The organism is Sphingomonas sp. IC081, assembly GCF_006874585.1.
GTDB lineage: Bacteria > Pseudomonadota > Alphaproteobacteria > Sphingomonadales > Sphingomonadaceae > Novosphingobium.
Map to the genome: position 1 here is coordinate 3,716,643 of NZ_CP029761.1, position 12,906 is coordinate 3,729,548.

Annotated in this window: 10 protein-coding genes; 4 read left to right on the forward strand and 6 right to left on the reverse strand. The window is 65.7% G+C overall.

The annotated features are described in order from the left end of the window. Positions 1 to 14 precede the first annotated feature (14 nt). Positions 15 to 650, reverse strand: a complete 636-nt coding sequence (locus DM450_RS17700) for a CoA transferase subunit B (RefSeq protein ID WP_142637021.1) — start codon at positions 648 to 650, stop codon at positions 15 to 17. Then, positions 650 to 1,357: a CoA transferase subunit A gene (locus DM450_RS17705; RefSeq protein WP_142637022.1), complete on the reverse strand. Its 708-nt coding sequence runs from the start codon at positions 1,355 to 1,357 to the stop codon at positions 650 to 652. Before DM450_RS17705 ends, DM450_RS17700 begins: the two co-directional genes overlap by 1 nt. Positions 1,358 to 1,443: 86 nt before the next feature. Between DM450_RS17705 and DM450_RS17710 the strand changes: the two genes are divergently transcribed. From DM450_RS17710 to DM450_RS17720, 3 genes are all read left to right on the forward strand, one after another. Further along, the gene (locus DM450_RS17710) at positions 1,444 to 2,325 is read left to right on the forward strand and encodes a LysR family transcriptional regulator (RefSeq protein WP_142637023.1); all 882 of its coding nucleotides are present in this window, start codon (positions 1,444 to 1,446) and stop codon (positions 2,323 to 2,325) included. A 107-nt stretch (positions 2,326 to 2,432) separates the two neighbouring features. Next, on the forward strand, positions 2,433 to 3,215 hold the full coding sequence (locus DM450_RS17715; RefSeq protein WP_142637024.1) for a universal stress protein: 783 nt from the start codon (positions 2,433 to 2,435) through the stop codon (positions 3,213 to 3,215). A gap of 681 nt (positions 3,216 to 3,896) precedes the next feature. Continuing rightward, entirely contained in the window at positions 3,897 to 6,209 is a 2,313-nt protein-coding gene (locus DM450_RS17720; protein ID WP_142637025.1) for a CDC48 family AAA ATPase, read from the forward strand. A gap of 52 nt (positions 6,210 to 6,261) precedes the next feature. Here the strand turns inward: DM450_RS17720 and DM450_RS17725 are convergent, their stop codons facing one another. The 3 genes from DM450_RS17725 to polA all read right to left on the reverse strand — a co-directional run bounded on the left by DM450_RS17725 (position 6,262) and on the right by polA (position 11,113). Next, positions 6,262 to 7,029 carry a glutaminyl-peptide cyclotransferase gene (locus tag DM450_RS17725; RefSeq protein WP_142637026.1) on the reverse strand — a complete coding sequence of 256 codons (768 nt, stop codon included), beginning with the start codon at positions 7,027 to 7,029 and terminating at the stop codon, positions 6,262 to 6,264. A gap of 41 nt (positions 7,030 to 7,070) precedes the next feature. Next, positions 7,071 to 8,207, reverse strand: a complete 1,137-nt coding sequence (locus DM450_RS17730) for a mechanosensitive ion channel family protein (protein ID WP_142637027.1) — start codon at positions 8,205 to 8,207, stop codon at positions 7,071 to 7,073. 65 nt (positions 8,208 to 8,272) lie between these two features. Continuing rightward, positions 8,273 to 11,113, reverse strand: a complete 2,841-nt coding sequence (gene polA, locus DM450_RS17735; RefSeq protein ID WP_142637028.1) for a DNA polymerase I — start codon at positions 11,111 to 11,113, stop codon at positions 8,273 to 8,275. Positions 11,114 to 11,351: 238 nt separating this feature from the next. Here polA and DM450_RS17740 point away from each other — a divergent pair, with 238 nt between their 5' ends. Further along, a complete protein-coding gene (locus DM450_RS17740) occupies positions 11,352 to 11,675 on the forward strand; it encodes a hypothetical protein (RefSeq protein ID WP_142637029.1) in 324 nt (107 codons plus the stop codon). A 111-nt stretch (positions 11,676 to 11,786) separates the two neighbouring features. On the opposite strand, the gene bla is transcribed toward DM450_RS17740, so the two are convergent. Continuing rightward, positions 11,787 to 12,821, reverse strand: coding sequence for a class A beta-lactamase (bla, locus tag DM450_RS17745; protein ID WP_142637030.1), 1,035 nt, complete (start codon positions 12,819 to 12,821; stop codon positions 11,787 to 11,789). Positions 12,822 to 12,906: the final 85 nt, after the last annotated feature.

Here is a 12,906-nt window from a genome sequence, read left to right on the forward strand (position 1 = left end):
CGGTGCTGCGACTCTCACGTCAAATAATGCGCCGTGGTCTTAGCGGCGACTTCTTCCGCCGTCACGCCCGGAGCCAGTTCGATCAGCTTGAACGGGCTCTGGTGGTCGGGGCGCTGGAACACGGCAAGGTCGGTGACGATCATGTCGACCACGTTCTTGCCGGTGAGCGGCAGGGTGCAGGCCGGGATGAACTTGGGATCGCCGTTCTTGGCGTTGTGCTCCATGACCACGATGATCTTCTTCACGCCGGCCACGAGGTCCATCGCGCCGCCCATGCCCTTGATCATCTTGCCGGGGATCATCCAGTTGGCGATGTCGCCGTTCTCGGCGATCTCCATGGCGCCCAGCACGGCCAGGTCGATGTGGCCGCCGCGGATCATGCCGAAGCTGGTGGCGCTGTCGAAATAGGCCGATTGCGGCAGTTCGCTGACGGTCTGCTTGCCGGCGTTGATGAGGTCGGCGTCGACTTCGTCGGGATAAGGGAAGGGCCCGATGCCGAGCATGCCGTTTTCCGACTGGAGCGTCACCGTCATGCCGCCGGGAACATGGTTGGCGACCAGCGTCGGGATGCCGATGCCGAGGTTCACGTAGAACCCGTCCTGAAGCTCCTTTGCCGCGCGGGCGGCCATTTCGTCACGAGTCCAGCTCATCAGGCGGTCTCCCTTTCGCGGGTAGTCGTGAATTCGATCTTCTTGTCGTATGGCGCGCCCAGCACCAGACGCTGGACAAAGACACCCGGCAGATGGATGCCATCCGGGTCGAGCGAGCCGGTGGGGACGATCTCTTCCACTTCGACGACGCAGATCTTGCCACACGTGGCGGCAGGCACGTTGAAGTTGCGCGCGGTCTTGCGGAACACGACGTTGCCGCTTTCGTCCGCCTTCCATGCCTTCACCAGCGACAGGTCGGCAAAAATGCCTTCCTCGAGGATATATTCCTCGCCCCGGAAGACTTTCACTTCCTTGCCCTCGGCGATCTGCGTGCCGACGCCGGTCTTGGTATAGAAGCCGGGGATGCCGGCGCCGCCGGCGCGCATGCGTTCGGCCAGCGTGCCTTGCGGGCAGAATTCGACTTCGAGTTCGCCCGAGAGGAACTGGCGTTCGAACTCCTTGTTCTCGCCCACGTAGGACGAGATCATCTTGGCCACCTGCTTGGTGCGCAGCAGCTTGCCGATGCCTTCGTTATCGATACCGGCGTTGTTGGAAGCGAACGTCAGGCCCTTGACGCCCGAATCGCGCACCGCGTCCAGCAGGCGCTCGGGGATGCCGCAAAGGCCGAAGCCCCCGGCGGCGATGAGCAGGCCATCCTTCAGCAGTCCGTCCAGCGCGGCAGAAGCGCTGGGGTAGATCTTGTTCATGCTGTTCTCCCGTTTGGAGCGAACCTAGACAGCCAATCCCATTACGAATAGCGATTGTTTTTTATCGGAATCGATAAGTCAAAATTATGAAACGCATCGCCCTTTTCCATCTCGAAACGTTGATGTGGATCGACCGGCTCGGCACGTTCGCAGCTGCGGCACAAAGACTCAATACCACCCAGCCCGCGATCTCGGCGCGCGTGCGCGAGATCGAGGACCAGCTCGGCGTGCCGCTGTTCCAGCGCGACGGACGGCGCATGGTGTTGACGGCGCGCGGGCGGCGGCTGGTGGAGACGGCGGAACCCCTGCGGCAGGGGCTGGAGCAGGTCCTGCTGGAAGCCAGCGACTTTGCCGGGGCTACCGGCAACGTGCGCATCGGTTCGGGCGAGATCGCGGCGGCAACCTGCCTGCCCGGCTACATCGCGGCTATCGAGCGCGAGCGGCCGGGGGTGACGGTGGAGATCGAAATCGACCTCACGGCGCGTCTGCTCCAGCACTTGCTGGCGGGAACTTGCGATATCGTTTTCCTGGCCGGGCCGGTGGCGAGCCCGGGCATCCGCACGGCGCCGATCGGCGCGGTCGAGCTGGTCTGGGCGGCCAGCCCTGCTGTGGCCGCCGCCGGGGGCTTCGCGAGACCGCTTCCGGTCTGGTCACTGCCGGACCATTCGCCGCTGCATGCCGTGACGCTCGATGCCTTCGAGGGCGGCGCCCTTGCGGCGCGCTCGCTTGGCACCTGCAACAATGTGCGGACCCTGATCGAAATCGTAGCCTGCGGGCAGGGGGCGGCCGTATTGCCCGAGACGATGGTGCGCGGTGAACTGGCGGCAGGGGCGCTGGTCGAAGTCCTGCCCCGGCCATCCCGGCGCATTCATTTCGAGGCGGCGATCCGCTCTCGCGAGCGCGAGGCGGTTGTGCTCGACCTATTTGAACGCGCGGGGCAACTCTCCATCGACCAGGGTAGTGCCTGAAAGCCGGCAGCATGCCGGAAAGCGCCCGGGCCAATCGGCGCTTTGATCTCGGTCATGGTGGCGGCATACCCATGGGCTATGCAGGACCGGAAAAACGGAGAAATGCCATGCGCTCGATACTCGTGAACGCCGACCGCAAGCCCGCCAGCGATGCCCGTCTCGATACGGCGCTGGAACTGGCGCGCCATCTTGATGGCCACGTCACCGTGCTCGTCGATACACCGGTGTCGCGCTACATCGCGATGGACCCGATGGGCGGCAGCTATGTGATCAGCGAAGCGCTCGACCGTGCCCGGTCCGACGATGATGCTGCAGCGGATGCGGTGGAAACCCGCCTTGCCCGCGGCGACGTGCCTTTCGAAGTGGTTCGCAGCGAAGACGATCCGGTGCCCGCGCTGGCGGCCGCCGCGCGGCTGGCGGATCTTGTCGTGCTCACGCGGTCGGGCGGAATGGTGGGCCCGGTGGCGCTGTCTGCCCGCGCTCCCGTGCTGGCGCTGCCCGATGATGGCCGTCTCAGCCTGCCGATCCGCCGAGCAGTGATCGCCTGGGACGGTGGAGAGCAGTCCGCTGCCGCGCTCAAGGCTGCGATTCCGCTGCTGGGAAGCTGTGAACTGGTCAAGGTCGTCTCGGTGATCGAGAAGGTGGGCGGTTTCCCCGCGACCGATGCACTGCGTTATCTGTCGCGCAACGGCATCCACGCCGAGTTCGAGGAACTGGAGCGTCGGGGATCGACGGAGGAGACATTAGCCGTCGCGGTGGGCCAGGCCCAGGCAGACCTGCTGGTCATGGGCGCTTACGGCAAGAGCCGCATGCGCGAATTCCTGTTCGGCGGGGTCACTGCGTATTTCCTGAGCGACAAGGGCGCGCCGGCACTGCTTTTTGCGCATTGAGCGCACGGGGATGGCCGGAGAAGGCCGGGCTCGCGACTGCGAGCCCGGCCTTTCGTGTTTCCGGTTGATGGCGTTTGGTGTCCAGTCTGGAGCGGCGTCTGGCGTGGCATTGCCGCCGAATCGGTTCCTACCCGTTCTTTCGGGGCACTGTCGGGCGGGGAGGTGCTAAATAAGGTTAGGAAATTTCGCGTCGCAGCAGACAACGCTGGTCAGTGGGCGCGGATCCATCGCCCTGCCGATTGCGCTGCGTTCAATCATGAGGCGTGATTCACTTTCCAATGCACTGGATTTGCACGATCTTTGCCGAATTACGCGGTGTAGTTCGATACTTCGCAACTTGAATTGCATATATTGCAACACGGCGCTGGCTATTTCGCACTTGCACAATCGGTCGCCGGGAGGCATACAGATCCTGCCTTTCAGGCATCCTCTCCCAAAACTTCCACGGCCCGGTCGGTAACGTCCGGGCCTTTTTTTGTGCCCGCGAGACGCGCCCTAATCCGGCAAAATGGATGTGCTTTGCATCGCGCGCCCGGCCCGTTCGGAGCAATCCGGCCTTTCGTCCGTTTGAAATCCCTCAGGCGCATACCTAGTTCCTTGAGCACGTTCCCATCGTCTCTGCCTTGCCCGTTCGGGGAGGCCGAAGCGCAGAACCAGCATCGGGAACTTGAAAGGACAGTCATGGCGGAAGTCCCAACCCAGGTGGACGAACGGGTGGTCAAGCTGCAGGTCGCGGCGGCCCGGCAAGAAGAAAGCGGACAGGGCATTGCCCGCCTGTCGCGCGCCTCGCTCTCGGCGATCGGCGCGATGGAAGGCGACGTGCTGGAAGTGACCGGAAAAACCGTGACGGTGGCCCGTGCCGTGCTGGCCTATCCGGAAGACGAAGGGCTCTCGGTGATCCGGCTCGATGGTCTTCAGCGCGTCAATGCCGAAGTCGGCTCGGGCGATCATGTCAGCGTACGCAAGGCGGAATCGCGCCCCGCGCAGCGGGTGGTCTTTGCACCCGCGCAGAAGGACATGCGCCTGCAAGGGCCGTCCGGCGCGCTCAAGCGCAACTTCTTCGGCCGTCCGATGGTGCAGGGCGATATCGTCGCGACCACCGGCCAGCAGCAGGTTGCCGACATTCCGCCCGAACTGCGCCGCATGTTTAATGCGCCGGCCTTCGCGCTGACCCAGATCCGCCTCAATGTCGTCTCGACGACGCCGCGCGGCATCGTCCATATCGACGAGAATACCGAAGTCGAACTGCGCGAGCTGTTCGAGGAAGCTGATACCACCCGCGGTGACGTCAACTACGACGACGTTGGCGGCATGGCCGACACCATCCGCCAGCTGCGCGAGATGGTGGAACTGCCGCTGCGCTATCCCGAACTGTTCACCCGTCTGGGTGTCGCGCCGCCCAAGGGCGTGCTGCTGCATGGCCCGCCGGGCACCGGCAAGACGCGTCTTGCCCAGGCCGTCGCCAACGAGAGCGAGGCGAGTTTCTTCTCGATCAACGGGCCCGAGATCATGGGCTCGGGCTATGGCGAGAGCGAGAAGGCGCTGCGCGAAGTGTTCGAGGAAGCGGCCAAGGCGGCGCCCGCGATCATTTTTATCGACGAGATCGATTCCATCGCCCCCAAGCGCGACCAGGTCCACGGGGAGGCGGAAAAGCGCCTTGTCGCGCAGCTGCTCACGCTGATGGACGGGCTCAACAGCCGTGCCCATGTGGTGGTCATCGCCGCGACCAACCGGCCCGATGCGATCGACGAGGCACTGCGCCGTCCCGGCCGGTTCGACCGCGAGATCGTGATCGGGGTGCCGGACGAGAGCGGACGCCGCGAAATCCTCGGCATCCACACCCGCGGCATGCCGCTGGGCGACCAGGTGGACCTCAAGGAACTCGCCCGCACGACGCATGGCTTTGTCGGCGCCGATATCGCCGCGCTCGCGCGGGAAGCTGCGATCGAGGCGGTGCGCCGGATCATGCCGCAGCTCGATCTGGAAGCGCGCACGATCCCGGCCGAAGTGCTCGAAAGCCTGCAGGTGATCCGTGAGGACTTTGTCGAGGCGCTGCGGCGCGTCCAGCCTTCGGCCATGCGCGAGGTCATGGTCCAGGTACCCGACATCGGCTGGTCCGACATCGGCGGGCTCGACGAGGCGCAGCAGAAGCTGCAGGAAGGCATTGAACTGCCGCTGAAGAACCCCGAGGCGTTCCGCAAACTGGGGATCCGGCCAGCCAAGGGATTCCTGCTCTATGGGCCGCCCGGAACCGGCAAGACACTGCTCGCCAAGGCCGTGGCCAAGGAGGCGGAGGCGAACTTCATCTCGATCAAGTCGTCCGATCTCCTGTCCAAGTGGTACGGCGAGAGCGAGCAGCAGATCGCCCGCCTCTTTGCCCGCGCGCGGCAGGTGGCACCCTGCGTGATCTTCATCGACGAGATCGACAGCCTCGTGCCCGCACGCGGCGGCAGCGCTATGGGCGAACCGCAAGTGACGGCGCGGGTGGTCAACACCATCCTTGCCGAGATGGACGGCATGGAGGAACTCCAGTCGGTGGTGCTGGTCGGCGCGACCAACCGGCCGACGCTGGTCGATCCGGCGCTGCTGCGTCCCGGCCGGTTCGATGAACTGGTCTACGTCGGCACGCCGGACGAGGGCGGGCGCGCGCATATCCTCGGTATCCATACCGCGAAGATGCCGCTGGCGGACGACGTATCGCTGGCGGATATCGCCGCGCGGACGGCGCGCTTCACCGGTGCCGATCTCGAGGACGTGGTGCGCCGGGCCGGCCTCATTGCCATCCGCAAGCGCGGGGCCGATGTGGAAACCGTCACGATGGCGGATTTCGACGAGGCGCTGGAAGACAGCCGCGCCACGGTGACCGAGGAAATGGAATCCGAATATGCGCGGATGAAGGGCGAACTGAAGAAGCGCGCCATGGAAGTCGCACCGCTCGGTTTCATTGCCCCGGGCATGGTCGAACCGACCCGGCCGAAAAAGCACGGCGAGTAATCACGGTTGAGAGCCGTGCCTGCCCTCCCTGGAAAGGGGGGCAGGCGCGGCTTCACGGACAGACCGGGGTTATCTGGTAGATCCCGAACCAGTTCTTGCCGGTCACGAAGATGCGCTTGCCCTTGGCATCCCAGGCAATGCCGTTGAGCACCGCGTCCATGCCCGAGGCCCCGTCGCCCCGGCGCAGGCCCGAAAGATCGAGCCAGGCCTTCACCTTTCCGCTGGCCGGATCGATCCGGGCGATGCGCTCGGTGAGCCAGACGTTGGCCCAGATCTCGCCGTCGATCCATTCCAGCTCGTTGAGATTGTCCACCGGCTTGCCCTCGGCGGTTACGGCGAGACTGCCGGTCTGGCGCATGGTGGCGGGATCACGCAGGCGCAGGCTGGCGCTGCCGTCGCTCTGGTAGATCACCTCGCCGCTGCGCGTCATGCCCCAGCCTTCGCCTTCGTAGTGGAAGCTGCCGACGGGCTTCAGCGTCTTGCGGTCCCAGCGAAAGCCCTGGCCGCCGCGCCAGGTGAGGCTGATGATCTGGTCCTTCCAGTCGATGATGCCTTCCCCGAACAGGCTGGGATCGATCTCGGCCTGGGTCAGCGGGGTGGGATCTTCCAGCTTGCGCACCACGATGCGCGAGGCGCCTTCGCGGCCGGTGCTCTCGTAGAGCAGGCCGTTCGCGTAGAAGAGCCCCTCGGTGAAGGCGGTGGGATCGTGGGGGAAGCTTGCTTCGACGCGGTAGCTGCAGACCGGGATCCCGGCATGGGCGGGGACCGCTGCGGCAGGCGCGAGCAGCAGGGCGAGGACGGCGGCACAAGCACGGATCATGCGCCTGCGAGTGCCGCAGTCGGGCGCCGGCCGCAAGTGCTTTAGCGGGAGGCGCGCCGCGCGCCAAGATCCGCGACGGCTTCGGAGATCGAGGGCCCGGCGGCCAGTTCGACTGGTGCCACTTGCAGCGTGCGGCGCCGCACCAGGGCTTCAGGCATCTCGCGGCGGATCCAGTCGAGCATGTGTTCACGCATCGCGCAGCGCAAGTCGAACAGCGTCGGCCCGTCGCGCGCGCTCATCAGCAGGCGTACTTCCATGGCCTGGGCGCTGTGGTCGGTGACCTGCAGCACCTGTGCGCGGCCGTCGAACAGCCTGTGGGCGGTGACGGCGCGGGTATATTCTTCTCGCAGCGGCGTGATGTCGGTGGCGGGATCGAGATAGAGCATCACCGTGCCGAGCAACTGGGAGGTCGTCTTGGTCCAGTTCTGGAAGGTATCCTCGAGGAAGCGCGTGGTGGGAACGACCAGCCGGCGCTGGTCCCAGAGATTGACGACGACGTAGGTCGTGCGGATTTCCTCGATCCGGCCCCATTCGCCGTCGATGATGACGACGTCGTCGATCGAGATCGGTTCGGTCAATGCCATCTGGAAACCGCCGATCAGCGCCTTCAGGGCAGGCTGGGCGGCGGCACCGACGGCAAGCGCGGCAAGACCGGCCGAGGCCATCAACGTGGCGCCCACCTTCATCACGCCGGGAATCGAGAACAGCATCAGCGAGACCACCAGGAACACGATCACGAAAGTCGCGATGCGGCTGAGGATGGCAAGGCGGGTGCGGCGGCGGCGGGCGCTGCGGTTATCCTCCACCGATATGTCGGCGCGCAGGGTCATGGCATCGACCAGCGCGTGGAGGATGGCAATGGCGATCCAGCCGGTCAGCAGCGGCATCACGAAACCGGCGACGCGTTCCCAGAAATCACTGAGCGCCGGGGTTTGCCGGGCGGCCAGCACGATACCCATGGCCATGAAGGCCCAGCGCGTCGGGCGGGCGAGACGGGCGACGAGAATGTCGTCGGACTGGCTGGTACTGGACGTGACGATGCGGCGCAGTATGCGGAACAGCACGAAGTGTGCCGCAAGGGCGATGGCCGCGCCCAAGGCGCCTGCAATCACCGCGATAAGGACTTGCGCGGCCCAGTCTGGCAGCACGCCGACGTAGCGTTCGATCAGCTTGGTCATGAGGGGGGAACGATGCTGCGGCGCAGCAAGTTCCCCTTGGTCCTCGTTTTAGCGGAGTTTACGACCTAGTGCGCCGCGCCCCAGCTCAGCCCGTGGCCGATCTCCACGCCCAGCGGCACGTCCAGCTTCACCGCCGGTTCCGCCGCCGTCGCCATGACCCTGCGGATCACTTCGGAGGCGGCAGCCACGTCGGCTTCGGGCAATTCGAACACGAGTTCGTCGTGCACCTGCAGCAGCATGCGGACATGGCCGAGCCCGGCCTCGGCCAGTGCCGGGTTCATGCGGGCCATCGCGCGCTTGATGATGTCGGCGCTGGTGCCCTGGATCGGCGCGTTGATTGCCGCGCGTTCGCTGCCCTGACGCTCGGCGCCGTTTTTGGAATTGATGCGCGGGAACCAGGTCTTGCGGCCGAACAGGGTCTCCGAATAGCCCTTGGCGCGCACGGTCTCGAGCGTTTCGTGGATATAGCGCTGGATGCCCGGGAAACGTTCGAAATAGCGGTCGATCATCGCTTGCGCCTCGTCGGCCTCGGTGCCGAGACGGCCGGCAAGGCCCCAGCGCGAGATGCCGTAGAGGATCGCGAAGTTGATCGTCTTGGCCCGCCCGCGGGTGTCGCGGTCGACATGGCCGAACATCTCCATCGCCGTGCGGGCGTGGATGTCCTCGCCATTGGCGAAGGCTTCCTTGAGGCTGGGCACGTCGGCCATGTGCGCGGCAAGGCGCAGTTCGATCTGCGAATAGTCGGCGGCGAGCAGGACATGGCCGGGCTCGGCCACGAAGCAGTCGCGGATCTGGCGGCCGATCTCGGTGCGGATGGGGATGTTCTGCAGGTTCGGATCGGTCGAGGACAGGCGCCCGGTCTGGGCGCCGACCAGGCTGTAGCTGGTATGGACACGCTGCGTCTTCGGATTGATCGCGGCTTGCAGCGCCTCGGTATACGTCGAGCGCAGCTTGGACAGCTGGCGCCATTCGAGCACCTTGGTGGCGACGTCGGCACCTTCGCCGGCCAGCTTTTCGAGCACCGACTGGTCGGTCGAATACTGGCCGCTCTTGCCCTTCTTGCCGCCCTTGTAGCCGAGCTTGTCGAACAGGATCTCGCCCAGCTGCTTGGGGCTGCCGATGGTGAATTCCTGCCCGACCCTGGCATGGATCTCGGCCTCCAGGGCGCCGATGGCTTCGGCGAACTGGCTGGAAAGCCCGGCCAGCTTTTCACGGTCGACCTTGACGCCGTGGCGCTCCATCTGCGCGACGACCGGGATCAGCGGGCGGTCGACGCGCTCGTAGATGCGCGTGCCGCCTTCATCGGACAGGCGCGGCTTGAGCAGGGCGTGCAGGCGCCAGGTGACGTCGGCATCTTCCGCGGCATATTCGGTGGCGCGCGAAAGCGGCACTTCGCCGAAGGGGATCGCCTTCTTGCCGGTGCCGCAGACGTCCTTGAACGCGATCGGCGTGTGCAGCAGGTGGCGCTGGGACAGTTCGTCCATGCCGTGGCCGCCGCCGATTCCGTCGACCGAGCGGCCCGCATCCAGGCAGAAGCTGACGATCATGGTGTCGTCGATCGGTGCGACAGCGATTCCGTAGCGGGCCAGCACGTTGAGGTCGTACTTGATGTTCTGGCCGATCTTGAGGACGGCATCGCTTTCCAGCAGCGGTCTCAGCAGCGCGATCGCGGTATCGAGCGGAACCTGTTCGGGCTTTTCGGCGAACATGTCCGAGCCGCCATGGCCGAGCGGGATGTAGCAGGCCTGGTTGGGGCCGATGGCGAGGCTGACGCCGGTAAGGTCGGCCTGCATCGAATCGAGCATCGAGGTCTCGGTATCGACGGCCACGACGTGGGCGGCGGCGGCCTTGGCGATCCAGCGTTCCAGCGCTTCCACCGTCTGCACGCATTCGTAGCCGGCATGGTCGATGGCGGGCCATTCGGGCAGCGGCTGGCGGGCGGCGCCTTCGGTCGGGCCGCCAGCGGCGGTCACCGGCTTGGCGGGATTGAGCTGGGTCGCGCGTTCGGGGCTGCCGTGGCCGCCGTCGAGGCGCTTCAGCAGGCTGGTGAAACCGTGCCTGCCGAGGAATTCGGCCAGCGGGGCGGGCGGAATGGCGTCGAGCTTGAAGTCCTCCAGCGCCATCGGCAGCGTGCAGTCTTCCTTGAGCGTGACCAGCACCTTCGACAGGCGCGCCTGCTCGGCCTGTTCGATCAGGCGTTCCTGCAGCTTCGACTTCTTCATCGCGGGCGCGGCGGCGAGCGCGGATTCGAGGTCGCCGTAGTCCTGGATCAGCTTGGTCGCGGTCTTGGGGCCGACGCCGAAGACGCCCGGCACGTTATCGACCGAGTCGCCCATCAGTGCCAGTACGTCACCCACTTTTTCCGGCGGTACGCCGAACTTCTCGATCACTTCGGGAATATCGATGCGCTGGTTCTTCATGGTGTCCAGCATGTCGACGCAGCCGCCGCCGATGCCGCACTTGCCGACCAGCTGCATGAGGTCCTTGTCGGACGAGACGATGGTCACGTCCCAGCCCTGCGCGGTGGCGGCGCGGGCGTAGGAGGCGATCAGGTCGTCCGCCTCGAAGCCCACTTCCTCGATGCAGGGCAGCGAGAAGGCACGGGTGGCGTCGCGGATCAGCGGGAACTGGGGGACGAGATCCTCAGGCGGCGGCGGCCGGTTGGCCTTGTAGTCCTCGTAGATGTCGTTGCGGAACGAATGGCTGCCGGCATCGAGGATCACCGCGAGGTGGGTCGGTCCGTCGGCCTTGTTGAGGTCTTCGGCCAGCTTCCACAGCATCGTCGTATAGCCGTAGACCGCGCCCACGGGCGTTCCTTCCGGGTTGGTCAGCGGCGGCAGGCGGTGATAGGCGCGGAAGATGTAGGCCGAGCCGTCGACGAGATAGAGATGCTGCTTGGAATCCATGGCACGATCCGTAGCAGCGCCCGCGCGGCGCGTCAGCACTGCTCTCGAAAAAGGGAATGGGCATAATTCGCTATCCACCGGGAACCGGATCGCCTGTCCGCCGTTTGGGAGCGCATGCTTGAAACGCACGCGCACGAGGCCTAATCCTTGCGCGACCTGTCAGGAAGCGGAACCGGCCCCCCAGGCAGCTGCGTGCGGCCACCGGCGACGACTTCAGCAAAGAGGGAAGACTGAACACATGCGCAAGACCATGATCGCCGTGACTGTCGCTGCCGCGGCGCTTTCGCTCGCCGCCTGCTCGCAGAAGACCGAGGATGCCGCCAGCGACACCGCGACCTCGGCTGCCGAGGACGTATCGCAGGCCGCTGACGACATGGGCGATGCGGTTGACGCCGCGGGTGACAAGGCCGCGCAGGCTGCCGACGACACCAAGGATGCCGCCAGCGAAGCCGCCAAGTCTGCCGAGAAGACCCTTGACGACACCGCTGCCGATGCTGCCGCCGCTGCGGCCGATGTCACCAATGCGGAGAACGAACCGCATGATTCCTCGGCCCAGCACTGAGGGGTCAGGCACTGAGGTGACAAGCCCGGGCTTCGGTCCGGGCAGCCAGCCCCAAACGAAAAGGCCCGCCGGAGCGATCCGGCGGGCCTTTTCGTTTGGGAATATCTACTCTCAGCGCGCCGAGGCGGTGCGGCGGTAGCTGCCGGCGTCGGCCAGGTAACCTTCGTAGAGTGTGCGGGCGATGCTGGCGATGCGTGCTTCGCGGGCCGGGCGGCTGCCCTGGCCCGTGACGTAGATGGCCACAGCATAGGCGCGGCCGTCCGCGGTCTCGATGAAGCCGATGTCGCTCGAGGTGTTGTTGAGCGAGCCGGTCTTGTGCGAGACGGTGACACCGCTGGGCAGGCCGGCGCGGATGCGGTTGCGTCCGGTGACGCAGCGGCCCATCGCGCCCATCAGCACACTGCGGCTGCTTGGGGTCAGCCACTTGCCCTGGTAGATGCCGGTCAGGAGTTCGACCATGGCCAGCGGGGTGGCGCTGTCACGCTTGTCGACTACCTTGGCGGGATTGATGGCGCCGTCGTCGCGCACCAGCGTGGCGATGTCATGGTCGATGTGCCAGTCCTCGATCCCGGCGCGGCGGACCCAGGCATTGACGGCGGCGGGGCCGCCGACGACCTTGAGCAGGGCATCGGTCGCATAGTTGTTCGACCGGGTGATCATCAGTTCGAGGAGTTGCCGGGCCGACATGTAGGCGCCGGGACGGACCGGGGCGATCGGGCTGGAGAACGGCGCCGAGGCGACCGGGATCATCAGCGGATATTCGCTCGACAGGCTCCACTTGCCTTTGTCCACGCCGTCCAGGAAAGTGGCGGCGATGGCAACCTTGCTGGTGCTGGCCATCGGGAAGCGCTGGCTGCCCAGCACATCGACGGTGCGGCCGGTGGAGAGGTCCACCGCGGCCACGCCGATGCGTCCCTGCGAGGCTTCGGCAACGCCGGCCAGACGCCGCTCGAAATCGTTCGAGAACGTTCGCGGCGCACGTTGTTCGGTGCCGAACACCGAATCAAAGGATTCCTGGAATTCGTCGATGTTGCCCGCATGGGCAGGCGCGAGCGAAACCGCGCCGGCAGCGACAAGTGTTGCGACCTTCAAGAAGCGCTGCGTGCCGGCAAGGCACCGCGCAACGAGTTTGTCTGCCCCGATCATGCAGAACTACCCTAGCTTTTTATCCGTTCCCCAAGAGTTAATACGGATTCGGCAAAACGCCAGAGCCACGCGACGAACTGCATGG